The organism is Pseudomonas sp. 5.2, assembly GCF_059025405.1.
The window spans coordinates 440,952-464,641 of sequence record NZ_JBYBHH010000002.1 but is presented as its reverse complement, the minus strand read 5'-3'; the positions used below and the strand labels follow the sequence as shown (position 1 = coordinate 464,641).

Here is a 23,690-nt window from a genome sequence, read left to right as displayed (position 1 = left end):
ACTTTTCGTCTCAACCGAGGCGCGCATTCTACGCTTTCCTCATTTGCTGTCAAGCGTTTATTTTGAAGTTTTTTAACTTCGCTTTCTTTCGAAAGCTTTCAACTTCAACAACTTGCCGCTTGCCCCGAAGCGTTCATCGCTGCGAGGAGGCGAATAATACGCGCTTTGAAATCAGAGTCAACACCCTGATCTAAAAAAACTTTCCAGTAGTGTTTGCCCGCCCTTCGCAACTAATGAACACGCAACCGATCTGTAGATAAACACCCCACGGAGCGTGGCAACCATGAGCGAGACGCAAAGCGAGAAAACGCCAGGCCTGTCGGCGGACGAAGAGCAGGAGGTCAGCCATAACCAGCCGCCAAGGGCAGCGGTGCTGCATGAGATCATTCGCTACCAGGGCGACCAAGAGCTTGAGCGCACGATCGCAGCCCTGTGGTGGTCAGCGCTGGCCGCCGGGTTGTCGATGGGGCTCTCGCTCATGGCCATGGGGTTGTTCTATGCCCGCCTCCCCGAGGGCGACAGCGCCCAGGTGATTGCAAGCATTGGCTACAGTGCAGGTTTCCTGGCGGTGATCCTCGCTCGCCAGCAACTGTTTACAGAGAACACACTCACCGCCGTGCTGCCGGTGATGACCTCGCCTACCCTGGCCAACCTGGGTCGCCTGCTGCGCCTATGGAGCGTGGTATTGCTCGGCAACCTGGCCGGCACCCTGCTGGTGGCCTGGGTCATGCTGGAACTGCCGATCTTCGACGGCAAGACCGACGTGGCCTTCCTAGAGGTCGGGCGCAAGGTAATGAAGAACGACATCGGCCAGATGTTCGCCAAAGGCATCGTGTCGGGCTGGATGATCGCCACCATGGTCTGGATGATCCCGTCGATGGAGCACGCCAAGATCTGGATCATCCTGATGATCACTTACTTTATGGCGCTGGGTGACTTCACCCATATTGTCGTCGGTTCGGTGGAAGTGTCCTACCTGGTCTGGGCCGGTGAAGAGACCTGGCGCAGCTTCTTGCTGGCATTCGCCCTGCCGACCCTCGCCGGCAACATCATTGGTGGCAGCTTCATCTTCGCGCTGATCAGTCATGCGCAGGTGCGCAGTGACAGCGGTAAGCCGCCTTCGCGTTTACTGGACGACCAGAAGCCGCCCTCACCTCGCCAGCGAGACACTGAAAAATGACCCTCAGCGCACCGCCACGGCGCGCTCTGTCGACCGCTCTCGCTGATGCGCAGGTTTGGGCTGCCACCAGTTCTGCCCGGCATGCGGCGAGTCCAGGCTGACCCGCTCGCCCATCTGCGGGGTGCATAGCCGCACCTGCGCTTGCTCAGTGAGGGCCAGGATGCGCTCGAATGGCTCTTGCCAGGCATGGGTGGACAAGTCGAAGGTGCCGTTATGAATCGGCAGCATCCAGCGCCCCTGCAGGTCGAGGTGTGCCTGCAGGCTCTGCTCCGGCTGCATGTGCACGCTCGGCCAGGCGACGTTATAGGCCCCGGTCTCGATCAGGGTCAGGTCGAAAGGCCCGAAACGCTCACCGATCTGCTTGAAGCCCTCGAAGTAGCCTGTATCGCCGCTGAAAAACAACCGCAGCTGTTCATCGATCACCACCCAGGACGCCCACAAGGTCCGGTTACTGTCGAACAGGCCACGCCCTGAAAAGTGCTGTGCTGGGGTCGCGACAAAGCGTACCCCTTCAACTTCAGTGTCCTGCCACCAATCCAGTTGGCGCACCTTGTCTGCTGCAACCCCCCATTCGATCAGCAGGTCACCCACCCCAAGCGGTGCCAGAAACACCCCCGTACGCGGGGCAAGCCGTCGAATCGCCTGCTCATCCAGATGATCGAAGTGATCATGGGACAGGATCACCGCGGCCAATGGCGGCAGTTCGTCCAGGCCAAGCGGTGGCGCATGGAAACGTTGCGGCCCTGCCCACTGCACCGGTGAGGCGCGCTCGGCGAATACCGGGTCGGTAATAAAGAAGCGCCCACGCAACTTCAGCAATATCGTGGAATGGCCAAGGCGCCACAGGCTGTGATCAGGTGCATCAAGCACCTGCTGCCGGGTCATGGGCTGCACATGGAGGGGGGTGGAGGGCCGAGTGTCGGGCGGCTTGCGCAAAAACAGGTACTTGAGGCCGATGCGCAGCTTTTTCATCACGCCGTCTTGAGGCAGGCGGGCCTGATTATGGAAACGACCGTCCCGTTGAGGCGCCGATTCGCCGGCAGCGTTAGCCATGGGAACCATGAGCATGAGCACTCCAAGCAACAGGAAAGCCTTCATATTACCCCACAGTGATCAGATCAACCGTGAATTGGCTTGTAAGGTCATTTTTCATAGATGAAACACTGTTCAACAATATTCACACGCGTTATGCGATAAACGGCGCCTTAGCAGAAGAACGATGACCATGATGGACAACCGCAGCGGCAAGGGCCTTTCTTTCGTCAAGCGCATCTACCTGCCGCGCATCATCGGCATGGGCATCGGCCTGTTCAGTGTAATGGCTGCCATGGCGCCGCTATCGCCGCCTACCTGGGTCTGGCTGCTGGTGCTCTTCAACGGGATTGTCTGGCCGCATTTGGCCTACCTGTGGGCGATGCGCTCGGCAGCGCCTTATCAGGCAGAACAGCGCAACCTGCTGCTGGACTCGCTGATGGGCGGCTTCTGGACCGCCGCCATGCACTTCAACCCACTGCCCAGCGTGACCGTGCTGTCGATGATGACCATGAACAACGTGGCCGCAGGCGGCAAGCGCCTGGTCGTTCGCGGCGTGCTGGCCCAGCTTGCCGGCATGCTCCTGGCCACGCTCGTGCTCGGCCCTGGCTTGCAACTCACTGCCACGCCCTTGCAGGTTTACGCGTGCTTGCCCATGCTGACGCTCTACCCGCTGGCCCTGGGCTGGGTCTGCTACCGCCTGGCAATCAAACTGGCAGAGCACAAGCGCCGCCTCAGTGCGCTAAGCCTTACCGACAGCCTGACCGGGTTGCTCAACCACGGTGCCTGGAAAGACCTGCTGCTGCTCAAGTTCCAGACCTGCCAGCAACAGCAGCAACAGGCGGTCATCGCCCTGATCGACATCGACCACTTCAAGACCATCAACGACACGTTTGGCCACGTAGTCGGCGATTGCGTCCTGCGCCAGATGAGCGAAGAGCTCAAACGCAACCTGCGTGAGGTCGACCAGGCCGGGCGCTACGGTGGCGACGAGTTCTGCGTGATCCTGCCGGACACCAACGAGGCCCAGGCCTGCCTGGCCATGGAGCGCTTGCGCGAGCGGGTGGCGAGCTACCGCAACCCGCAATTACCACACTTGCGGATCAGCCTCAGCATCGGCCTGTCTGCCTTCGACGCCGACCTTGAATCCCCCGAACACTGGCTCGAACAGGCCGACAAGGCGCTCTACACCGCCAAGCACGCTGGCCGCGACCAGGTCAATTTCGCGCAACGCGAGGCCACCGGCCTCAGGCTGGCCTATCCTGACTGAACCTCCTTCCTGATTGCCTTGCGGGAGGCTGCTGTTCTTGAAGGAGTCACCCGCACATGGCCAGGACCGCCAACCTTCCACCCACCCTACCCACACCCCGATTTCAAGTTCGCCGCTTGATTGCAGGCTTTTGCGTGGTCTTTGGCCTGGCCTGCCTGGTCACCTTGGGCGCATTGCTCAACATCGCCGCCACCCTCGATCACCAAGAGCAACAGCGCAGCGCCTTCCATGCCTCGCAAGCCCTCGAGCAACGGCTGCTTGCCTCACGCCAGTTCCTGTCCAGCTATGCCGTGTGGGATGCCGCCTTTGAACACTTGGCCGGCAAGGCGGACTGGCAGTGGGCCTATGAAGAGAAGAACGTCGGGGAATCGCTATACAGCGCCAGTGGCTACGAAGGTGTGTTCGTGGTGGACGACCAGCGCACCACCTACGCCCTGTTCAAAGGCAAGCCCAGTGAAGCGAGCGCCAGCACTTATATAGAAGCGCCGCTGCAACCCATCATCAATGAAGCGCGGGGGGCTGCCAGCGCCCGCGAACAAATCACCCGGTTCGTGCTGTTCAACGGTTGGCCCGCCGTGCTTAGCGCTGCCGCCGTTCGCCCAGACAAGGACGTGTCGGACAGCGAAGTGCGCCAGGCACCCGTCATGCTGTTCGTCGACCAGTTGACCGACGACAAACTCACACGGTTGGGAACCGGCGCCGGCCTGGCGGGCATGCACCTCGAGAAAGACGCTACCGGCGAGCATGGCCAGCAGCGTATCGCGCTGGGCGATACCGGCTTCCACCTGGCCTGGACCAGCCCGCTGCCGGGCCAGCAATTACTGTGGGCGATGCTGCCGCCGCTGCTGTGCGCGCTGCTGATACTCGGCTTGGTGATGCTTTACCTGTTCCGCCACGCCTTGCGCAGCTCCCGCGCCATCGACCTTAGCCTGGCGCGCCTGCAGCAGAGCAACCAGGCCCTGGAGGCCAGCGAGCAGCGTTTTCGGGCCGTCGCCGAAGCCGCATCCGACTGGATCTGGGAAACCGACCGACAACAACGCCTGACCTATCTTTCACAGCGTTTCGTCAGCGTCACCGGCTACCCGGTGGACGACTGGCTGGGCCAGCCGGTGAACCAACTGCTGGCCTGCGACACCACGCCACTCTCACCCTGGCTGGACGCGTTGGCCGCCGCCGACCCACAGCAGTTGGCAAACCTGCGCTGTACCTACCGTGACCACAACGGGCAAAACCGCTATTGCCGCATCTCGGCACGGGCGATCTGGTACGACGGCAAGCCGACGGGTTTTCGCGGCACCGCCAGCGACATCACTGACGAGGTCGACGCCCATGCACGCATCCAGCACCTGTCACTGCATGACCCGCTGACCGGGCTTGCCAACCGCAACAAACTCGCCCGGCACCTTGAGCAGTTGTTATTGCGCGGCAGCGACTCGCCCCCACTCACGTTGCTGCTGCTGGACCTGGACAACTTCAAGCCGATCAACGATTCCCTCGGCCATGCCGCCGGTGACGCTGTGCTGCAAGAGGTGGCGACACGCCTGCGCGACACCACCCGCGATGTCGACCTGGTCGCGCGCCTGGGTGGCGACGAGTTCATCCTGGTACTCAATGGCATGGATAACCGCACTGAAGTCGACCGTTTCTGCGCCCGCCTGATTAACCTGCTGCAGCAACCTATCGTCTTCGACAACCAGCCCCTGCATATCGGCGCCAGCATCGGCGTCGCCCAGAGCCGCACCCTGGGCTTCGATGCCGGCGAACTGATCCGCTGCGCCGACATCGCGCTGTACCAGGCCAAAGCAGAGGGCAAGAACACCTGGCGCTACTTCGCCGCCGAAATGAACAAACAGATCCAGTACCGCCGACAACTGGAGAATGATCTGCGCCGGGCCCTGCAAAAGCAGGAATTCGCGTTGCATTACCAGCCACGCTATCGCCTGGGCGACCTGCGCATCGTCGCGGTCGAAGCCCTGCTGCGCTGGCAGCACCCGCAGGAGGGGTTGCTCGGGCCAGACACCTTCATCCCGCTGGCCGAGCAGAGCGACATCATTGTCGCGCTGGGCCGCTGGGTGCTGCGCGAAGCCTGCCGCACGGCCCACGACTGGCCGGAGGGCCTACTGATATCGGTAAACCTGTCACCTGCGCAGTTCTTGCGCAGCGACGTGGTGGCCGATGTTCGCGAGATCCTGTTGGAAACCGCGTTCCCCGCCCAGCGCCTTGAACTGGAAATCACCGAAAACGTGATGCTCAACGACATCGAAGGCGCGCTAAGCACCATGCATTCGCTAAAGGAGCTGGGCGTTCGCCTGAACATGGATGACTTTGGCACCGGTTACTCATCGCTGGGCTATCTGCGCACGTACCCGTTCGACAGCATCAAGATCGACAAACGCTTCATTGCCGGGCTGAACAACACCAGTGGCAATGATCGCGCCGTGGTGCAAGCCATCATCAACCTGGGTGAAGCCATGGGGCTGACGGTGACGGCCGAGGGCGTAGAAAGTGAACAGCAGCTCAAAACACTGGAGAAGGACGGCTGCCATGAGGTGCAGGGTTATTTCCTGAGCCGGCCTTTACCTAAAGAAGCGCTCGAAGCCTTGCTGCAACAGGCGCCCACAGGCTCGGCCAGGCGCCTGCTGTAAAGGCAGCCTTCGTAGAACAAGGCTGCCCCCCTGAACAGCAGGGCGTCAGCGCTTGTTGCGCTCGGCCACGATCTCGGGCAAATCACTGCGCCGCAGGTAAGTACGCAAGGGCTCGCCAATGTTCAAGCGGTCATCCACATGCTGGTCCAGCAACAGTGCCAGGCGTTGTCGGCACAACGCCATGCGCGGGCCTTGCTCGGGCCGCCAGACGAATTCGCTGCAGGGGGTGATACTGTCGTCGGCCACGTCCATGCCGAACGAGTCCTCGGAAAAACGCACGATATGAACGCCGCGCTTGCCATGAAAGCCAACGAAACCGTTGAGCTGCTCCGCCGCGTTGCAGATGTCCTGGGAAGTGATGGCCATGCCGTAACCTCGCAATCAAGTCGAAAGTGACGCACGCCGGGCTGCAATCGGTCGCCTCTGCCGGGCAACTCGCAGCGGCCAGCCTAACGCAAGTCACCGCGCATTCGTCAAGGTTTTCCGCCAGCCGCCGGCAGCCCCGTAAGAGGGTTCGGCATTCCCTTCATTGCGTAACCCGGTCCTCATGCACCTGCACGCTGGCAGTCATGCCGGCACTCAGGTTCATGCCCTGCGGGATCTCGTCCAGGCGGATCCGCACAGGTATCCGCTGCGCCAGGCGCACCCAGTTGAAGGTCGGCTCCACCTCCGGCAACAGTTGGCTGTCCGGGTTACTGTTGCGGTCGGTGATACCCCGGCTGATGCTCTCCACATGCCCCTGCATTGCCTCGCCCGCCCCCATCAACCAGACCTTGACCGTGTCACCGACGCGGATGCGCGGCAGTTTGGTTTCTTCGAAATAGGCCTGGATATAGAAGGTCGAATCGTCCACCAGGGCCATCACCGACTCCCCGGTGTTCACGTAGTTGCCCTGGGCCAGGCGCAGGTTGGTGATATGGCCACTGCGCGGCGCCCGCACTTCGCTGCGCGCCAGGTTGATCTTGGCCACTTGCAGTTGCGCCTCGGCCCCATGCAGTTCACCGCGGGCGATGGCGGCGTTGATCTGGGCATTTTCACGCAGCTCGGCACTGATTGCCTCCGGCCCCAGGGCAGTACGTCGCGCCGCTTCGCGCTCGCGCAAGCGCAGTTGCTGGGCGCGGGTCTCGGTCACGGCGCTGGCCTGGTCGAAGGCTGCCTGGAAGCGTTCACGGTCGATGCTCATGAGCAAATCGCCCGCCTTGACCTGCTGGTTGTCATGCACCTTGAGCTCACGCACCCAACCGGAAACGTCAGGTGCGATCACCACCACGTCGGCACGCACCCGGGCATCGCGGGTCCAGGGTGTCAGCATGTAGTACTGCCACAGCTGGTAGCCTGCCAACAGGGCAAGGGCCACCACACACAGGGTTACCAGGGTACGTACGGCGGCACGCATTGAGTCACTCCTTACAAAAATCGTTACAAGAGCCTTTATGCAGCCCCTAGTACTCGCACCACCAGGAACAACACACACACGAACAACGCCGCGTCGAACAGCGCTTCATGCCAGATCCAGCGACCCAACGGCGTGGCCTGTACCAACAAGCGCAACACCCCGGTGAGCACCAACGCCAGCAGCACATAAATCAGAAACGGGCTCAGCAGCACGCCGCCCAGCGCCCATTCACGCAACCCCATGCACGTCCTCCTGCCAGCGGCACCATTTGCCCCAGCTCTTCTGCAACTGCAGCACTGCACCTTCAGCCAGGCGCAACGGGTCGCTTGCCGGCAGCCGACGCAAGGCGGCGATGAATTGCTCACTGGCGCTGTCCAGGCGTTGCCCACGGCCCGGCGCCGGCCCCTTGGCCAGTACCGCCTCCACCTGCTGCAGGTACTCGCGTTCAGCGCGGCCCAACGGCGCCTGGGCGACCGCCAGGCACATGCGCAGGTGCACCAGTTCGTCGCCGATGTCCAGGCCGTGCAAGCCGTCATCCCAACGCTTGCGCTCGCTTTCGGGCAATTCGCCGGCATGCCGCGCCAGTTGCAAGAGGCGATCGGCCATACGCCCGCCAAACCAGCTGTCGGCGCCACGCAGGTCGCGCCGGGTCAGGCGCACCAGGTCGCTTTGGGTCGCCGCCCGCAAGCGCCGGCCCAGCCAGGCCGGGTGACGGAACACCAACAAACGAAAGGCCATCACCGCAGCAGACACGCCCACCAGCATCGCCAGCGCGCTGTTGAGCATGCTGGCCACGCCAAACTGCATGGCATTGAGCGGTGATACCAACACGATGAAGTGCAGGCAATACGAAGTCGCGGTCGCGCCGGTACGCGGGTGGGCCATGCCCAGCGCCCCCAGAAACAGCGGCACACCCATGCCCAGGCAGAGCATGGCGAAGCTGCTCCACTGCGGCAAAAGAATCTGCCCGACCAGAAACGCCGCGGGGATCGCCAAAAAGATGCCGCGCAAGAAACTAAGGCCGATCTGAGCGCCGTTCTCGCGGCTGGCAAACAGGCTGCAGACCACACAGGTCAGCACCAGGCCGCCCGGCGCAGAGGGCCAGGCGGTCGCCAGCCAGAAGCCACTCATCACCAGAAACGCCAGCGCGCTGCGTGAACCGAACAACAGTGCCAGCGACCAGTCGCGGTGTGCGGCCAGGCCCTGGGACACATCCTTGGGCGCCCTGCCCGCTTCGACGTCGTCCAGCGCCTGGGTCGCAGCCATCGCGTAGTCCAGCAACAGCGTCATGCGCGCCAGGCAGTAATGTTCAGCAGCGCTTATCCGCTCATCATGGGCGGCATCCCAGATGCGTTGGCGCAACAGCAACAGGCCGGGTTGGTCGGGTGCACCCAACTGCGCGCGCACCGCCTCCAGCCAGGGCGCCAGGTGCCGAGCTTCTCCTTGATCGAGCTGGCGCCACTGCCGGCGCACCGAACGGGAGATACGCAGCAGCACCATCAGCTTCTGGCTCAGGCCGCGAATGGCGCGCGCCCGCTGACGCCCGCGATTGCCTTCGAACCAGGCATGTTCGCGCTGGCTGTCGATGGCGACGATGCGCCCAAGGCTTTCCAGCAGCCCTTTGCGCGCTTCATCCTCTCCCCCCAGCATGGCACTGGCCGCCTGCAGGCCATTTTGCCAAGCCTGCCGGGCTTGCCCGCTCAGTTGCTGCTCCACGCGCAGCGGCCAGATCAGGGCGCTGGTGGCGGTAGCGCAGAAAATCCCCAGGCAGATCTCGGTGCAGCGCGCCACGGCCTGGTCGAACACCTGCAACGGGTGGTCGATCGCCGGCAGGGCGATGATCGCGGCGGTGTAACCGGCCAGCACAAAGGCGTAGGCCCAGGCACTGCGCAGTTGGGTCGACGCGGCCGTGCACAGTGCCAGCCACAGCGCGAGGGTGATCAGGAACAGGCCTGGCGTCTGGGCGAACAAGCCGATAAAGACTACCGACATGAACGTGCCGACCAGGGTGCCGGCCAGGCGCGCAAGCCCCTTCTGCACCACCATGCCGGACAACGGCTGAGCCACGATGAACGCCGTCATCAATGCCCATGACGGCTGCTCCAACCCCCAGCGCATCGCCAGCCAAAGCGCCAGGCCGCCACCGAGCACGGTCTTGATGGCGAACTTGAGGGCGAGGCTGCTGGGTGCGAACAGGGCCTGGAGAGTGATGGGCACGAGGCGGACCTTGCGGGGATGATCAGGTAAACGATAGACAATGAAGCGAAGGATAATGCGGAAACGATTAATTAGCTAGCTAATCATCTTTATTGAGATGCGCTGCCCAACTTTTAGCAGGCAAAAAAAATGGGCGACCGAAGTCGCCCTAAATGCCTTGCGTGCTCGTGAACCCGGAAGGTCAGCGCGGCTTGCGCTTGTTCGAGTCCTTCCAGATGAAAATGCCCAGACCGGCAAAGAATGCGACCATCAACCCGACCGTTACCACACCTGCGATAACCACGTTGTCGAAGAACATGTCGGCCTCCCTCTTCGTTTGCCGTTGTCCGATGGATGCAAGGTAACGAATGTGGGGGCGGGGAAAATTGACCGGGGTCAATGGTGCCCGGGACCGGGCACGCGAGGCGGGCGCAGGGTTGACCTGCGTCAAGTTTCAGCGCTTCTTGGGCTTGCCCTTAGGCTTCTTTTTCTTTGCCGTGCTCAGGGGCATGGCTTGCTCGAAGGCCTGGCGCACTTCGTTCAGGCGCTTTTCCTTGAGGTCGTGGACGCGCTTGGCACGTTCGGCATCGAAATCGATGAGGTTGTCTTGACTCATGGGTGGGCTCGACGATCAACAGAGACTTGCATGATGAAGCCAGCCAGTGACGCTGACCAGCCCCGCGTCAGACTTCGATGTCGACCAGCAGCCCCTGGCGTGGGCTCTCGCCCATCAAGGGGGCGACCGGCACGGTGTTGTCGGCGTTGACTTCATCGCCCGGTAACGCGCTGTAAAGCTCGCTGTCGCTTTTTTGCCGACGTTGCTGTTGACGACGCTGTTCATCACGCAGGATCAAGGCCTGCTCCTGCGGGTCGCGCTGCTGCTTGAGGTTGATGGCGCTTTCACCGGAGGTCGGCTGCGCGGGGACCACCGGCTTGATGTCGGGAGTGGGTTTGACCGGGTCCTGTTGCGAGGTTACCGGGGCTGCACTGAGCGGAATAATCGGCGGCAACATGGAAAGTCTCCTATTACCCCTGTATCGGCGGGCGTTGTCCTACCTTGAATAGAGACAACGCTTATTCGACTTCGTCATCGGGGTCGTCATCGCTCGGCGGGCTCGCCTCGCTCCAGGGCCGCTTGTAGACCTGCTGCCAGACTGCGTCCATGTGCTCGCGCAGTACCTGCGGCGCGCTTTTGAGCGAGGCGCTGTCTTCGCGCTCGCCGCCGATCGGCTCCTCGCCCGCCGGGGTGATCAGCGATTGGCCGGTAATGGTGTAGATAGCCTGGCCTTCGCGCATTTCGATGGCGATATCGTGAGGGTCGATGCCGCCGCCGCAGAAGGCATGGCTGGCAACCGTCAGTTCGGCGATACCGTCCTTGTTCAGGTCACTGACATCGCTGACATCGGAATAGAAGTCGACATCCAGGTCCAGCCCCGGGCAGGTGGTTTCCTGCTCGATCTGCCAGCGTGCCTTGAACGCATCGCTTTCGGCCGTGCGCCCATACAGCGTGGCCTTGAGCACTACCTTGTCCACTTCCTGCTGGTTTTCCGCGTCGGTGGCCTGGCCGTCGGTGCGGCTCAGCACCAGCAGGCCTTCGCCGTCGCGGTCACGAAAGTGCACGCTCTTGATCGGCGTCTGCACGCCCAGTGCCTCAAGCTGCCCGGGCGTAATCGCCGGCAAGGTCTCGAAGCTTTTTTGCTCGCAGCCGGCCAGCAGCACAAGGCTGCTCACGGCCAGGGATACGTTCAACCAGCGGTGCTTGGCGGACATGTTGGTGCGCGGCCCTCGTCTACAAGACGGTGTTGGTCGATGAAACGGCTAGACTGTTGGTCTTCGGCACCCTTCGGTGCACTTCAACACTTTGGTCTGACCGGCCGATCCGTTAACATAGCCGGCTTTTCATCGCGGGAGTTCAGGCAGTATGGCGCAGCAGTATCAACCGGGGCAACGCTGGATCAGCGACAGCGAAGCAGAGCTCGGCCTAGGTACCATCCTGGCGCAGGATGGCCGCCTGTTGACCGTGCTCTACCCGGCCACTGGCGACACCCGCCAGTATTCCCTGCGCAATGCGCCGCTGACCCGCGTGCGCTTCTCGCCAGGTGACCAGATCACCCACTTCGACGGTTGGAAGCTGACCGTGCGCGAGGTCGACGATGTCGATGGCCTGTTGGTGTACCACGGCCTGGACGCGCAAAACCAGCCGCGTACCCTGCCGGAAACCCAACTGTCGAACTTCATTCAGTTCCGCCTGGCCAGCGACCGCCTGTTCGCCGGCCAGATCGACCCGCTGTCGTGGTTCAGCCTGCGTTACAACACCTTGCAACACACCAGCAAGCAGATGCAGTCGTCGCTCTGGGGCCTGGGTGGCTGCCGCGCACAACCGATCGCCCACCAGTTGCACATCGCCCGTGAAGTCGCTGACCGCAGCGCACCCCGGGTTTTGCTGGCGGACGAAGTCGGCCTGGGCAAAACCATCGAGGCAGGCCTGATCATCCATCGCCAGCTGCTCTCAGGGCGTGCCAGCCGCGTACTGATACTGGTCCCGGAAAACCTCCAGCACCAATGGCTGGTGGAAATGCGCCGGCGCTTCAACCTGCAAGTGGCGTTGTTCGACGCCGAGCGCTTCATCGAGAGCGATGCCAGCAACCCGTTCGAAGACGCCCAGCTCGCGCTGGTGGCCCTGGAATGGCTGGTGGACGACGAAAAAGCCCAGGACGCGCTGTTTGCCGCAGGCTGGGACCTGATGGTGGTCGACGAAGCCCACCACCTGGTCTGGCATGAAGACCAGGTCAGCGCCGAGTACGGCCTGGTCGAGCAACTGGCCCAGGTGATCCCTGGCGTGCTGCTGCTCACCGCCACCCCCGAACAGCTCGGCCAGGACAGCCACTTCGCCCGGCTGCGCCTGCTCGACCCCAACCGTTTCCACGACCTTGTGGCGTTCCGTGCCGAGAGCGAAAACTATCGCCCGGTCGCCGAGGCGGTACAGGAGCTGCTTGACGAGGGTCGCCTGTCGCCGGAGGCCCACGCCACCATCCATGGTTTCCTCGGGGCCGAAGGCGAAGCCTTGCTGGCAGCCGTCAGCGATGGCGACACCCAAGCCAGCGCGCGCCTGATCCGCGAGCTGCTCGACCGCCACGGCACTGGCCGCGTGCTGTTCCGTAATACCCGCGCAGCCGTTCAGGGCTTCCCCGAGCGCGAGTTGCATGCCTACCCGGTAGCGATGCCGGAGCAGTACCGCGACCTGCCGCCTGGCGAAAAAGCCGAGCTGTACCCGGAAGTCGCCTTCCAGGCGCAGGGCGACATCACTGACGACGAGCGCTGGTGGCGTTTCGACCCTCGGGTCGACTGGCTGATCGATACCCTGAAGATGCTCAAGCGCACCAAAGTACTGGTGATCTGCGCCCATGCCGAAACCGCCATGGACCTGGAAGACGCCCTGCGCGTGCGCTCCGGCATTCCTGCCTCGGTCTTCCACGAAGGCATGAGCATTCTCGAGCGTGACCGCGCCGCCGCTTACTTCGCAGACGAAGAGTTCGGCGCCCAGGTGCTGATCTGCTCCGAGATCGGCAGCGAAGGCCGCAACTTCCAGTTCTCTCATCACCTGGTGATGTTCGACCTGCCGGCCCACCCGGACCTGCTCGAGCAGCGTATCGGCCGTCTCGACCGGATCGGCCAGAAGCACACCATCCAGTTGCACGTGCCCTACCTGCAGGACAGCCCGCAAGAGCGCCTGTTCCAGTGGTACCACGAAGCGCTCAACGCCTTCCTCAACACCTGCCCGACCGGCAATGCCCTGCAGCATCAGTTCGGCCCTCGCCTGCTGCCGCTGCTTGAAAGCGGTGACAGCAAAGCCTGGGATGCACTGGTGGCCGATGCCCGCGGCGAACGCGAGCGCCTGGAAGCCGAGCTGCACAGCGGCCGTGACCGCCTGCTGGAGCTCAATTCTGGCGGGGCCGGTGAAGGCCAGGCACTGGTCGAGGCAATTCTCGAACAGGATGACCAGTTCGCCCTGCCGATCTACATGGAAACCCTGTTCGACGCGTTCGGCATCGACAGCGAAGACCATTCGGAAAACGCCCTGATCCTCAAGCCGAGCGAGAAAATGCTCGACGCCAGCTTCCCGCTGGGTGACGACGAAGGCGTGACCATCACCTACGACCGCGCCCAGGCGTTGTCCCGCGAGGACATGCAGTTCCTGACCTGGGAGCACCCGATGGTTCAGGGTGGCATGGACCTGGTGCTGTCCGGCTCGATGGGCAACACCGCCGTTGCGCTGATCAAGAACAAGGCGCTGAAGCCAGGTACCGTGCTGCTCGAACTGCTGTTCGTCAGCGAGGTAGTGGCACCGCGCGCCCTGCAGTTGGGCCGTTACCTCCCGCCGGCAGCCCTGCGCTGCCTGCTCGACACCAACGGCAACGACCTGGCGTCGCGCGTGGCATTCGAAACGCTCAACGACCAGCTCGAAAGCGTGCCGCGCGCCAGCGCCAACAAGTTCGTCCAGGCGCAGCGGGATATATTGGCCCAGCGCATCAGTGGTGGTGAAGCCAAGATCATGCCGACCCACGTCGAGCGTGTGGCCGAAGCGCAGCGTCGCTTGCAGGCCGAGGCCGACGAAGAGCTGGCGCGCATGGTTGCCCTGCAAGCCGTCAACCCAAGCGTGCGCGACAGCGAAATTGACGCCCTGCGCAAGCAGCGTGAAGAAGGCCTGGCGATGCTTGAGAAAGCTGCCCTGCGCCTCGAAGCCATTCGCGTGCTGGTAGCCGGCTGATACACCCCGCCCCTGTAGGAGCAGCCTTGCGCTGCGAAGAGGCCAGTTCAAGCACAGCCAATGCTGTGGCTTTACCGGCCTTTTCGCAGCACAAGGCTGCTCCTACAGGTGGCGCGGCACCAGCAGCCATATTCCTGGCTGCTATTGAACGCATAACCAAATCGTAGAAATCAAAGTGCCATTAGTCAGGAAGGCCTAACCACCTCTTCCTATACTGCCTCTGGACAGTCTCCCAAGGCGTTCTACCGGAGACGCGTGAAAACTCGGCCAAGAGGCACGCAATGGACTGGTTGGGACTGCAACTGTTCGCCGATCTGCCGGCAACCGGACGCATCGTCATCGATTGTCGCCACGAGCCTTTCCTTGTTCTGCTCGCCTTTACCGTGGCCTGCGCGGCTTGCTTCGCGACCCTGGACATGGCCGAGCGCCAATCCCACAACGAACACCCCACCGCACAACGCCAGTGGCGCGTGCTTGGCGCCTGTTGCCTGGCTGGCGGTGTCTGGGCCATGCACTTCATCAGCATGCTGGCCTTCCAGGCGCCGGTGGAAGTCCACTACGACGTCTCGCTGACCGTCCTCTCGTTGCTCATTGCATTGATCGTTGCCTGGCTGGGCATGAACAGCCTCAACCGCAGCCAAATGCGAGTGCAGCACTACCTGCAAAGTGCCGTGCTGATTGGTGCCGGTATTATCCTGATGCACTTTGTCGGCATGGCCGCCCTCGAGACCGGCGCCCGGCAGTACTACCAGACCGGGCTGTTACTCGCCTGCGTGGTCATCGCTATGCTCACCAGCCTCGCGGCGTTGCTGTTGGCGCGGTATTTCCGCAATGGCAGCGGCACGTTGCACCAAGCCCTGAAGTACGGTGCCAGCCTGGTGATGGCCGGTGGCATCGTAGCCACCCACTTCACCGCGATGTCGGCCATGACCCTGGTCATTCCCGCCGATACCGCCCTGCGCCTGCCCTCGGCAGACAACAGCCTGCAACTGGGGCTGACCATTGCCTTCATTACCTTGCTGATCAGCGGCGCCAGCATCAGTGCGGCACTGGCCGACAAGAAGCTGCAAAGCAAGGAGCATGACCTGCGCCGGGTCAGCATCCTGCTCAGCCAGCTCGACCAGGCACGGGCCTCGCTGCAACAGGCCGCGCATTACGACGCCCTGACCAACCTGATCAACCGCCGCGGTTTCAATCAGGTCTTCGCCGAACGCCTCGCCGAACAGACCGCCAGTCAAAACCGCCTGGCGGTGATGTTCCTCGACATCGACCATTTCAAGCGGATCAACGACAGCCTTGGCCATGCCGCCGGCGACGAATTGCTCAAGGTGATTGCCAACCACATCAAGGCAGCCACCCGCAGCCACGACCTGGTGGCGCGTTTCGGGGGCGACGAGTTTTGCGTGGTCACCAGCCTCAACAACCGTGACGAGGCACGCCACCTGGCGCAGCGCATCATGCAACGGATGAAGGAGCCCATCGACCTGGGTGGCCGGCGCATGGTCATGACCACCAGTATCGGTATCAGCATTTTCCCCGACGATGGCCACACCGCTGAAGAGCTGCTCAAGCACGCCGACCTTGCCCTGTACCAGTCCAAGGGCAACGGCCGCAACAGCCTCAACTTCTTCAACGACAGCCTGAAAACCCGCGCCACCCTCGCCCTGCAGCTGGAAGAAGAACTGCGCATCGCGCTGCTGGAGGAACGCGGGCTGTGCGTGCACTACCAGCCCATCTTCGACCTGCGCAATGGCCAGGTGGCCAAGCTCGAAGCCTTGGTCCGCTGGCAGCACCCGCAACACGGCTTGCTCGGGCCCGACCGGTTCATCGGTATCGCCGAAGCGAATGGTTTGATCATCGACCTCGACCTGTGGGTGCTGCGCCACGCCTGCGCCGACCTGGCGCAACTGCACCGTCACGGCTTTGCCGACCTCAAGGTCACCGTCAACTGCTCGGCGGTAACCCTCAGCCACGATGAGCTACCCAGCGAAGTGGAGAAAGCGCTGTATCACTCGGCGCTGGCGCCCCGCCACCTGGAGCTTGAAGTCACCGAGAATGCCTTGATGGGCGATATTCATCGCACGGTCAACCTGCTCAAGCGCGTGCGCGCCCTCGGCGTGGCCTTGTCGATCGATGACTTTGGCACCGGTTATTCGTCACTGGCCTACCTCAAGCGCCTGCCGCTGGACGTGCTGAAAATCGACCGGACCTTCCTGCAGGAGGTACCCGGCAGCCAGAAAGACCGCGAGATCGTCCAGGCCATCATCGTCATGGCCCACACCCTGCACTTGCAGGTAGTCAGTGAGGGGGTGGAAACCGTCGAGCAACTTGAATTCCTCGAAACCCACGGCTGCGACTACCTGCAAGGCTACCTGCTCGGCCGCCCGGTGGCGTTGGGCGAATTGCGGCCCATCCTGGAGCGGCTGGAGCGCCACAAAGGCGTGCTCAGCCCTTGCTGCGATACAGCGATACCAGGGTCGCCGGATCTTTTTGCAAGTAGCCCTGGCTACCGTGCAAGCGCATCAATTGCGCGGCGAGGCCACTGAGCGGTGTCGCCGAGCCCTGCTCGCGGGCGAATTTGACCGCGCTGTCGAGGTCTTTGAGCAGCGTACGCACATGCCACTTGATCGGCTCGAAGCGGCTTTCGGCCATTTGCGGAGCGAGGATCTGCAAGGGTTTCGAATCGGCAAAACCTCCCGCCAACGCCTCGGCGATCAGTGTCGCATCAACCCCCGATTGCTCGGCCAACGCCACCACTTCGGCGATCACCAACGCATTGCAGGCCACGATCATCTGGTTGCAAGCCTTGGTCACCTGGCCTGCACCCACGGCGCCCATGTGCGTTACACGTTGGCCCAGGGTCAGCAGCACCGGCTGCGCGCGTTGCAAGTCAGCCGCTTCGCCACCGACCATGATTGCCAGGGTGCCGGCCTCGGCCCCCGGCGTGCCACCGGACACCGGCGCATCCAGCCAGGCCATGCCACACAACGCAGCGAGCTCGGCAGCCATCTCACGGGTGGCGGTCGGTTCGAGGCTTGAAAAGTCGATCAGCAGTTGGCCACTGCGCCCGCCCTGGGCAATGCCCTGTTCACCAAACACCACCTCGCGCACCACCGGCGTGTCAGCCAGGCACAGCAGCACCATATCGCTGTCGCGGCACAACGCGGCCGGGCTTGCTGCCAGGCGCGCGCCAGCCGCCACCAGTTCGGCGCATTTGTCCGGGCTGCGGTTCCACACCGTCAAGGGGTAGCCGGCAGCCAGCAAGCGCCGACACATCGGCAGGCCCATCAGGCCAATGCCGGCGAATCCTAGCGAAGGTAGTTGTGAACTCATGAACGACTCCTGGCACATTTGTTATTTTTTGAGGCCGCATTCAGGGCCTAAGGCGCGGGTATACCCGCGAGGGGGCGCGCAGCGGCCACATTACGCATCCCGTAAACTGTTACCGCCACGCCGAATTGTTACTTACCTCTACCCGGCTGATCGCCTTCAAGCACCAAATTAAGGCGGGCTGCGCATTTTCACGCACCAAAAACGATCACGCCGATTCCGAACGCTTCGCTTGAATCACGATAAACGGTGAAACCACCACCGCCCAGATCTCTGGGTCGCGGTTTTGCAGGTCCAATGCCTGCTCAGCAGTGACCGGCCCCACAGTGCCATCACTGCGCCACTTGGCGAAGATCTCGCTGCGATTCTCGGCCATTGCTTCGGCAACGGCGATCAGGTCCAGGCTGGGGTCGACCCAAATCAGGTCACCCTTCGCCCAGAAGCGCTCCAGTGCTTTCCACTCGATGATTGCCGTCTCGCCAAGCAATTTGGCATAGAGGGTGCTTGTTTGATCAGTCATGGGTTTGTACCCGCAAAAATCGGCCAATAAAAAAGGCCGGTATTTTTGCAGAAAAACCCGGTTTCAAATACGTAATTTGGTCGATCGGCCCCGAACTTAGGGGGTGGGGCCGCAGATACAGGCAAATTGATGGCGCCTTTCTGTATCTTTGTGTCGATCAAGCGACAACCCAGGAAACAGGCTCTTTTTGACCGCTTTTCAAGCGCTCGGACAGCGCTCTACACTGTACCGGTACAGTTCCGGGACATGTTCCGGGGGAAGGTGGGCATGCAGTATGGCGTGGCCATACCGCAAATCCCGCCCGGTCTGTAGCCCTGGCCGCCAGGACTATAAGAATTACAACAGAATGAGTGGAGCACTATGATCAAGATTTCCAAGCTGTTCGCCGCAATGGTTCTGGCCGGGGTAGCCAGCCATTCGTTTGCCGCCGATACCATCAAGATCGGGATCGCAGGGCCTAAGACCGGCCCTGTCACCCAGTACGGCGACATGCAGTTCATCGGCGCCAAGCAAGCCATCAAAGACATCAACGCCAAGGGCGGCGTCGATGGCAAGATGCTCGAAGCCAAGGAATACGACGACGCCTGCGACCCTAAACAGGCCGTGGCAGTCGCCAACAAAGTGGTCAACGACGGCGTCAAGTTCGTCATCGGCCACCTGTGCTCCAGCTCCACCCAGCCTGCGTCCGACATCTACGAAGACGAAGGCGTGATCATGATCACCCCCGCCGCCACCAGCCCAGAAATCACCGCCCGTGGTTACAAGCTGATCTTCCGCACCATCGGCCTGGACAGCGCCCAGGGCCCGGCAGCCGGCAACTACATCGCCGACCACGTCAAGCCCAAGGTCGTTGCGGTCCTGCACGACAAGCAGCAGTACGGTGAAGGCATCGCCACCGCGGTCAAGCAGACCCTGGAAGGCAAAGGCACCAAGGTAGCCGTCTTCGAAGGCCTGAACGCCGGTGACAAGGACTTCTCCTCGATCATCCAGAAGCTCAAGCAGAACAACGTCGACTTCGTCTACTACGGCGGCTACCACCCAGAGCTGGGCCTGATCCTGCGTCAAGCTCAGGAAAAAGGCCTGAAAGCCAAGTTCATGGGGCCGGAAGGTGTCGGCAACGACTCCATTTCGCAGATCGCCCAGGGCGCTTCCGAAGGCCTGCTGGTTACCCTGCCGAAGTCGTTCGACGCAGACCCTGCGAACAAGGCCATCGTCGACGCCATCAAGGCTGACGGCAAAGACCCAAGTGGCCCGTTCGTGTTCCCGGCCTACTCGGCTGTCGAGCTGATCGCTGAAGGCATCAAGGCTGCCAAGTCGGAAGACACCGCCAAGGTTGCCGAAGCCATCCACAACGGCACCTTCAAGACCCCTACCGGCGACCTGTCGTACGACGCCAAGGGCGACCTGAAAGACTTCAAATTCGTGGTCTACGAATGGCACTTCGGCAAGCCGAAGACTGAAGTTTCCCCTCAGTAACTGCGTGACTAAATAGCTGACCGTAGAAGCCCACTGTGCGAGCAGTGGGCTTTGTTTTACGAGGTTCATGGGCCTGATCCCCGCGATCCGGGGGCCGGTCCACCTGAAAATCTTAAAACCGTCACCCGCGGTTTCCTGGCCGTACCCCTGCCAGTGAAATGCAAATCAGGTTTTTAGGAGCGCTGTAATGCCTGAGATCTACCATTTCTTCCAACAACTGGTTAATGGATTGACCATCGGCAGCACCTATGCCTTGATCGCCATCGGTTACACGATGGTGTACGGCATCATTGGCATGATCAACTTCGCCCACGGCGAGGTATACATGATCGGTTCCTACGTGGCCTTCATCGCCCTGGCGGGCCTGGCCATGATGGGTATCCATTCGCTGCCGATCCTGATGACCGTCGCCTTCGTCGCGACGATCTTCGTCACCAGTGCCTATGGTTACAGCATCGAACGGGTTGCCTACCGCCCTCTGCGCAACAGCAACCGTCTGATCCCGCTGATTTCCGCCATCGGCATGTCGATTTTCCTGCAGAACACCGTCTTGCTTTCGCAGGACTCCAAGGACAAATCCATCCCCAACCTGATCCCTGGGAGCTTCTCCTTCGGGCCAGGCGGTGCTGAAGAAGTACTGATCAGCTACATGCAGATCCTGGTGTTCGTCGTCACCCTGGTGGCCATGACCCTGCTCACCCTGTTCATCTCCCGTTCCCGCCTGGGCCGCGCCTGCCGTGCCTGCGCCGAGGACATCAAGATGGCCAACCTGCTGGGCATCAACACCAACAACATCATCGCCCTCACCTTCGTCATCGGTGCCGCACTGGCGGCGGTGGCGGCCGTGCTGCTGAGCATGCAGTACGGGGTGATCAACCCCAACGCCGGCTTCCTGGTGGGCCTCAAAGCCTTCACCGCCGCTGTGCTGGGTGGCATCGGCAGCATTCCGGGCGCCATGCTCGGTGGGCTGGTGCTGGGTGTGGCCGAAGCCTTCGGCGCCGACATTTTCGGCGACCAGTACAAGGATGTGGTGGCATTCGGTCTCTTGGTACTTGTCCTGCTGTTCCGGCCGACCGGCATCCTGGGCCGCCCGGAGGTTGAAAAAGTATGAACAAAAATCTTAAACAGGCGTTCTTCAGCGCCTTGCTGGTCTGGGCCGTGGCCTTCCCGGTGCTCGGCCTGAAACTGAGCATCGACGGCATCAGCCTGGCCGTGCATAGCCAAGGGTCGTTCACCATCAGCATCATCGCCGTCTGCTCGGTGCTGATGTTCCTGCGCGTGCTGTTCGACAAGCAGTGGAGTTCGGTGATGGGCCGCCGCTCGGATCGCAAGCTGGTCCCGCCTGCGGTGAGCAACTACCTGACCCTGCCCAAGACCCAGCGCTGGATCATCATGGGGCTGATCGTGGCTGCGCTGGTCTGGCCGTTCTTCGGCTCGCGCGGTGCGGTCGACATCGCCACGCTGATTCTGATCTACGTGTTGCTGGGCCTGGGCCTGAACATCGTGGTCGGCCTCGCGGGCCTGCTCGACCTGGGTTATGTGGGCTTCTACGCCGTAGGTGCCTACAGCTATGCCATGCTGTCGCATTACCTGGGCTGGAGCTTCTGGGTCTGCCTGCCGATCGCCGGCCTGATGGCCGCCACCTTTGGCTTCCTGCTCGGCTTCCCGGTGCTGCGCTTGCGCGGCGACTACCTGGCGATCGTGACCCTGGGCTTCGGCGAGATCATCCGCCTGTTCCTGCGTAACCTCACCGACTGGACCGGCGGCCCTAACGGCATCAGCAACATCCCCAAACCAGAGTTCTTCGGCCTGACCTTCGAACGCCGTGCCGCCGAGGGCATGCAGACCTTCCACGAGTTCTTCGGGCTGGAATACAACTCGATCAACAAGGTGATCTTCCTCTACCTGGTAGCGCTGCTGCTGGCCTTGCTGGCGCTGTTCGTCATCAACCGCCTGCTGCGCATGCCGATCGGTCGTGCCTGGGAAGCCTTGCGTGAAGACGAAATCGCCTGCCGCGCACTGGGCCTGAACCCTACCGTGATCAAGCTCTCGGCATTCACCCTGGGTGCCTGCTTCGCCGGTTTCGCCGGCAGCTTCTTCGCTGCACGCCAGGGCCTGGTGACCCCCGAGTCGTTCACCTTCATCGAATCGGCGATCATCCTCGCCATCGTCGTGCTCGGCGGCATGGGCTCACAACTGGGCGTGATCCTCGCGGCCATCGTGATGATCCTGCTGCCTGAGCTGATGCGTGAGTTCAGCGAATACCGGATGCTGATGTTCGGTGCGCTGATGGTGTTGATGATGATCTGGCGTCCGCAAGGCCTGCTGCCTATGCAACGTCCACACATGGAGCTGCGTCGATGAGCCGCGAAATTCTGCAAGTCAGCGGCCTGAGCATGCGCTTCGGCGGCTTGTTGGCGGTCAACGGCGTGGCCCTGACCGTCAAGGAAAAACAGGTGGTGGCGCTGATCGGCCCGAACGGCGCTGGCAAGACCACCGTGTTCAACTGCCTGACTGGCTTCTACAAGCCCAGCGGCGGCACCATCCTGCTCGATGGCCAGCCGATCCAGGGCCTGGCCGGCCACCAGATCGCCCGCAAGGGCGTGGTACGGACCTTCCAGAACGTGCGCCTGTTCAAGGAAATGACCGCGCTGGAGAACCTGCTGATCGCCCAGCACCGGCACTTGAACACCAACTTCTTCGCAGGCTTGTTCAAGACCCCGAGCTTCCGCCGCAGCGAGAAGGAAGCCATGGAACGCGCGCAGTACTGGCTGGAGAAGGTCAACCTGACCGAATTCGCCAACCGTACCGCCGGCACCCTCGCCTACGGCCAGCAACGCCGCCTGGAAATCGCCCGCTGCATGATGACCCAGCCACGGATCATCATGCTCGACGAACCGGCAGCAGGCCTGAACCCGAAAGAGACCGAAGACCTCAAGGCCCTGATCGCCTACCTGCGCGAATCACACAACGTCACCGTGCTGCTGATCGAGCACGACATGAAGCTGGTGATGAGCATCTCCGACCATATCGTGGTGATCAACCAGGGTACCCCCCTGGCCGACGGCACGCCGGAGCAGATTCGCGACAATCCTGATGTGATCAAGGCTTACCTGGGGGAAGCGTAAATGCTGAAGTTCGAGAACGTTTCCACCTTCTACGGCAAGATCCAGGCACTGCACAGCGTCAACGTGGAAATCAACCAGGGCGAGATCGTCACCTTGATCGGCGCCAACGGCGCAGGCAAGTCGACCCTGCTGATGACCTTGTGCGGCTCGCCGCAGGCGCACAGTGGCAGCATCAAGTACCTGGGTGAAGAACTGGTCGGCCAGACCTCCTCGCACATCATGCGCAAGAGCATCGCCGTAGTCCCCGAAGGGCGCCGCGTGTTCGCCCGCCTGACGGTCGAAGAGAACCTCGCCATGGGCGGTTTCTTCACCGACAAGGGCGATTACCAGGAGCAGTTGGACAAGGTCCTGCAGCTGTTCCCGCGCCTGAAGGAGCGCTATATCCAGCGCGGCGGCACCATGTCCGGTGGCGAGCAGCAGATGCTCGCCATTGGCCGGGCGCTGATGAGCAAACCCAAGTTGCTGTTGCTCGACGAGCCCTCGCTGGGCCTGGCCCCGATCATCATCCAGCAGATCTTCGACATCATCGAACAGCTGCGCCGTGACGGCGTGACCGTGTTCCTGGTGGAGCAGAACGCCAACCAGGCGCTGAAGATCGCCGACCGTGCCTATGTACTGGAAAACGGACGGGTGGTGATGCAGGGCACGGGTGAAGCGCTGCTGAGTGACCCGAAGGTGCGTGACGCGTATCTGGGTGGTTGATGAGCAAAGGGCCTTCGGGCCCTTTGTTCTACCTGCTGCATTTATAT

21 protein-coding genes are annotated in these 23,690 nt (G+C 62.1%); 10 read left to right on the top strand and 11 right to left on the bottom strand.

What is annotated here, in order from left to right:
• Positions 1-283 precede the first annotated feature (283 nt).
• A complete protein-coding gene (locus tag AC5PZ0_RS05775; protein WP_099430238.1) occupies positions 284-1,180 on the top strand; it encodes a formate/nitrite transporter family protein in 897 nt (298 codons plus the stop codon).
• Positions 1,181-1,183: 3 nt separating this feature from the next.
• Here the strand turns inward: AC5PZ0_RS05775 and AC5PZ0_RS05770 are convergent, their stop codons facing one another.
• Positions 1,184-2,278, bottom strand: coding sequence for an MBL fold metallo-hydrolase (locus AC5PZ0_RS05770; protein WP_099430239.1), 1,095 nt, complete (start codon positions 2,276-2,278; stop codon positions 1,184-1,186).
• A gap of 130 nt (positions 2,279-2,408) precedes the next feature.
• On the opposite strand from AC5PZ0_RS05770, the gene AC5PZ0_RS05765 reads away from it, so the two are divergent.
• Both AC5PZ0_RS05765 and AC5PZ0_RS05760 read left to right on the top strand, forming a co-directional pair.
• Complete coding sequence (locus AC5PZ0_RS05765) at positions 2,409-3,482, top strand: diguanylate cyclase (RefSeq protein WP_238216612.1); 1,074 nt, start codon at positions 2,409-2,411, stop codon at positions 3,480-3,482.
• Positions 3,483-3,538: 56 nt separating this feature from the next.
• Positions 3,539-6,127 carry a bifunctional diguanylate cyclase/phosphodiesterase gene (locus tag AC5PZ0_RS05760; protein ID WP_493854514.1) on the top strand — a complete coding sequence of 863 codons (2,589 nt, stop codon included), beginning with the start codon at positions 3,539-3,541 and terminating at the stop codon, positions 6,125-6,127.
• A 45-nt stretch (positions 6,128-6,172) separates the two neighbouring features.
• On the opposite strand, the gene AC5PZ0_RS05755 is transcribed toward AC5PZ0_RS05760, so the two are convergent.
• The 8 genes from AC5PZ0_RS05755 to AC5PZ0_RS05720 form a co-directional block, all read right to left on the bottom strand.
• The gene (locus tag AC5PZ0_RS05755; protein ID WP_186702577.1) at positions 6,173-6,493 is read right to left on the bottom strand and encodes a DUF2025 family protein; all 321 of its coding nucleotides are present in this window, start codon (positions 6,491-6,493) and stop codon (positions 6,173-6,175) included.
• A gap of 160 nt (positions 6,494-6,653) precedes the next feature.
• Positions 6,654-7,523, bottom strand: coding sequence for an efflux RND transporter periplasmic adaptor subunit (locus AC5PZ0_RS05750; RefSeq protein ID WP_493854513.1), 870 nt, complete (start codon positions 7,521-7,523; stop codon positions 6,654-6,656).
• A 35-nt stretch (positions 7,524-7,558) separates the two neighbouring features.
• A complete protein-coding gene (locus AC5PZ0_RS05745) occupies positions 7,559-7,765 on the bottom strand; it encodes a DUF1656 domain-containing protein (RefSeq protein WP_027594247.1) in 207 nt (68 codons plus the stop codon).
• On the bottom strand, positions 7,752-9,740 hold the full coding sequence (locus tag AC5PZ0_RS05740; protein WP_493854512.1) for an FUSC family protein: 1,989 nt from the start codon (positions 9,738-9,740) through the stop codon (positions 7,752-7,754). The genes AC5PZ0_RS05745 and AC5PZ0_RS05740 overlap by 14 nt, the downstream gene beginning before the upstream one ends.
• A 181-nt stretch (positions 9,741-9,921) precedes the next feature.
• Positions 9,922-10,038 (bottom strand): cytochrome c oxidase subunit CcoM, encoded by a 117-nt coding sequence (gene ccoM / locus AC5PZ0_RS05735; protein ID WP_003254862.1) that lies wholly within the window; start codon positions 10,036-10,038, stop codon positions 9,922-9,924.
• A gap of 135 nt (positions 10,039-10,173) precedes the next feature.
• A complete protein-coding gene (locus AC5PZ0_RS05730; RefSeq protein WP_176515004.1) occupies positions 10,174-10,335 on the bottom strand; it encodes a hypothetical protein in 162 nt (53 codons plus the stop codon).
• Between the two features lie 67 nt (positions 10,336-10,402).
• Positions 10,403-10,732 (bottom strand): aspartate-semialdehyde dehydrogenase, encoded by a 330-nt coding sequence (locus tag AC5PZ0_RS05725; RefSeq protein WP_085273530.1) that lies wholly within the window; start codon positions 10,730-10,732, stop codon positions 10,403-10,405.
• A 61-nt stretch (positions 10,733-10,793) separates the two neighbouring features.
• A complete protein-coding gene (locus tag AC5PZ0_RS05720) occupies positions 10,794-11,489 on the bottom strand; it encodes a M949_RS01915 family surface polysaccharide biosynthesis protein (RefSeq protein ID WP_027594244.1) in 696 nt (231 codons plus the stop codon).
• A 151-nt stretch (positions 11,490-11,640) separates the two neighbouring features.
• Between AC5PZ0_RS05720 and rapA the strand changes: the two genes are divergently transcribed.
• Both rapA and AC5PZ0_RS05710 read left to right on the top strand, forming a co-directional pair.
• The gene (rapA, locus tag AC5PZ0_RS05715; RefSeq protein ID WP_099430243.1) at positions 11,641-14,487 is read left to right on the top strand and encodes an RNA polymerase-associated protein RapA; all 2,847 of its coding nucleotides are present in this window, start codon (positions 11,641-11,643) and stop codon (positions 14,485-14,487) included.
• A 281-nt stretch (positions 14,488-14,768) separates the two neighbouring features.
• Positions 14,769-17,033 carry a putative bifunctional diguanylate cyclase/phosphodiesterase gene (locus tag AC5PZ0_RS05710; protein WP_099430244.1) on the top strand — a complete coding sequence of 755 codons (2,265 nt, stop codon included), beginning with the start codon at positions 14,769-14,771 and terminating at the stop codon, positions 17,031-17,033.
• Here AC5PZ0_RS05710 and AC5PZ0_RS05705 read toward each other — a convergent pair.
• Both AC5PZ0_RS05705 and AC5PZ0_RS05700 read right to left on the bottom strand, forming a co-directional pair.
• Entirely contained in the window at positions 16,933-17,820 is an 888-nt protein-coding gene (locus AC5PZ0_RS05705; protein ID WP_027594242.1) for an NAD(P)-dependent oxidoreductase, read from the bottom strand. The genes AC5PZ0_RS05710 and AC5PZ0_RS05705 overlap by 101 nt on opposite strands.
• 205 nt (positions 17,821-18,025) lie before the next feature.
• Positions 18,026-18,337 carry a DUF2288 domain-containing protein gene (locus AC5PZ0_RS05700; RefSeq protein ID WP_027594241.1) on the bottom strand — a complete coding sequence of 104 codons (312 nt, stop codon included), beginning with the start codon at positions 18,335-18,337 and terminating at the stop codon, positions 18,026-18,028.
• A 360-nt stretch (positions 18,338-18,697) separates the two neighbouring features.
• Between AC5PZ0_RS05700 and AC5PZ0_RS05695 the strand changes: the two genes are divergently transcribed.
• From AC5PZ0_RS05695 to AC5PZ0_RS05675, 5 genes are all read left to right on the top strand, one after another.
• A complete protein-coding gene (locus AC5PZ0_RS05695) occupies positions 18,698-19,813 on the top strand; it encodes a branched-chain amino acid ABC transporter substrate-binding protein (protein WP_027594239.1) in 1,116 nt (371 codons plus the stop codon).
• 187 nt (positions 19,814-20,000) lie between these two features.
• Positions 20,001-20,924, top strand: a complete 924-nt coding sequence (gene livH / locus AC5PZ0_RS05690; protein WP_008097482.1) for a high-affinity branched-chain amino acid ABC transporter permease LivH — start codon at positions 20,001-20,003, stop codon at positions 20,922-20,924.
• On the top strand, positions 20,921-22,177 hold the full coding sequence (locus AC5PZ0_RS05685; protein ID WP_085273537.1) for a high-affinity branched-chain amino acid ABC transporter permease LivM: 1,257 nt from the start codon (positions 20,921-20,923) through the stop codon (positions 22,175-22,177). The genes livH and AC5PZ0_RS05685 overlap by 4 nt, the downstream gene beginning before the upstream one ends.
• Positions 22,174-22,941, top strand: a complete 768-nt coding sequence (gene livG, locus AC5PZ0_RS05680) for a high-affinity branched-chain amino acid ABC transporter ATP-binding protein LivG (protein WP_027594237.1) — start codon at positions 22,174-22,176, stop codon at positions 22,939-22,941. Before AC5PZ0_RS05685 ends, livG begins: the two co-directional genes overlap by 4 nt.
• Entirely contained in the window at positions 22,942-23,643 is a 702-nt protein-coding gene (locus AC5PZ0_RS05675; protein ID WP_085273538.1) for an ABC transporter ATP-binding protein, read from the top strand.
• Positions 23,644-23,690 lie beyond the last annotated feature (47 nt).

What these genes read in the sequence shown, in the direction of transcription:
- AC5PZ0_RS05775 (WP_099430238.1), top strand. Translation starts at nt 284, where the DNA reads ATGAGCGAGACGCAAAGCGAGAAAACGCCAGGCCTGTCGGCGGACGAA.
- AC5PZ0_RS05770 (WP_099430239.1), bottom strand. Translation starts at nt 2,278, where the DNA reads ATGAAGGCTTTCCTGTTGCTTGGAGTGCTCATGCTCATGGTTCCCATG.
- AC5PZ0_RS05765 (WP_238216612.1), top strand. Translation starts at nt 2,409, where the DNA reads ATGGACAACCGCAGCGGCAAGGGCCTTTCTTTCGTCAAGCGCATCTAC.
- AC5PZ0_RS05760 (WP_493854514.1), top strand. Translation starts at nt 3,539, where the DNA reads ATGGCCAGGACCGCCAACCTTCCACCCACCCTACCCACACCCCGATTT.
- AC5PZ0_RS05755 (WP_186702577.1), bottom strand. Translation starts at nt 6,493, where the DNA reads ATGGCCATCACTTCCCAGGACATCTGCAACGCGGCGGAGCAGCTCAAC.
- AC5PZ0_RS05750 (WP_493854513.1), bottom strand. Translation starts at nt 7,523, where the DNA reads ATGCGTGCCGCCGTACGTACCCTGGTAACCCTGTGTGTGGTGGCCCTT.
- AC5PZ0_RS05745 (WP_027594247.1), bottom strand. Translation starts at nt 7,765, where the DNA reads ATGGGGTTGCGTGAATGGGCGCTGGGCGGCGTGCTGCTGAGCCCGTTT.
- ccoM (WP_003254862.1), bottom strand. Translation starts at nt 10,038, where the DNA reads ATGTTCTTCGACAACGTGGTTATCGCAGGTGTGGTAACGGTCGGGTTG.
- AC5PZ0_RS05730 (WP_176515004.1), bottom strand. Translation starts at nt 10,335, where the DNA reads ATGAGTCAAGACAACCTCATCGATTTCGATGCCGAACGTGCCAAGCGC.
- AC5PZ0_RS05725 (WP_085273530.1), bottom strand. Translation starts at nt 10,732, where the DNA reads ATGTTGCCGCCGATTATTCCGCTCAGTGCAGCCCCGGTAACCTCGCAA.
- AC5PZ0_RS05720 (WP_027594244.1), bottom strand. Translation starts at nt 11,489, where the DNA reads ATGTCCGCCAAGCACCGCTGGTTGAACGTATCCCTGGCCGTGAGCAGC.
- rapA (WP_099430243.1), top strand. Translation starts at nt 11,641, where the DNA reads ATGGCGCAGCAGTATCAACCGGGGCAACGCTGGATCAGCGACAGCGAA.
- AC5PZ0_RS05710 (WP_099430244.1), top strand. Translation starts at nt 14,769, where the DNA reads ATGGACTGGTTGGGACTGCAACTGTTCGCCGATCTGCCGGCAACCGGA.
- AC5PZ0_RS05705 (WP_027594242.1), bottom strand. Translation starts at nt 17,820, where the DNA reads ATGAGTTCACAACTACCTTCGCTAGGATTCGCCGGCATTGGCCTGATG.
- AC5PZ0_RS05700 (WP_027594241.1), bottom strand. Translation starts at nt 18,337, where the DNA reads ATGACTGATCAAACAAGCACCCTCTATGCCAAATTGCTTGGCGAGACG.
- AC5PZ0_RS05695 (WP_027594239.1), top strand. Translation starts at nt 18,698, where the DNA reads ATGATCAAGATTTCCAAGCTGTTCGCCGCAATGGTTCTGGCCGGGGTA.
- livH (WP_008097482.1), top strand. Translation starts at nt 20,001, where the DNA reads ATGCCTGAGATCTACCATTTCTTCCAACAACTGGTTAATGGATTGACC.
- AC5PZ0_RS05685 (WP_085273537.1), top strand. Translation starts at nt 20,921, where the DNA reads ATGAACAAAAATCTTAAACAGGCGTTCTTCAGCGCCTTGCTGGTCTGG.
- livG (WP_027594237.1), top strand. Translation starts at nt 22,174, where the DNA reads ATGAGCCGCGAAATTCTGCAAGTCAGCGGCCTGAGCATGCGCTTCGGC.
- AC5PZ0_RS05675 (WP_085273538.1), top strand. Translation starts at nt 22,942, where the DNA reads ATGCTGAAGTTCGAGAACGTTTCCACCTTCTACGGCAAGATCCAGGCA.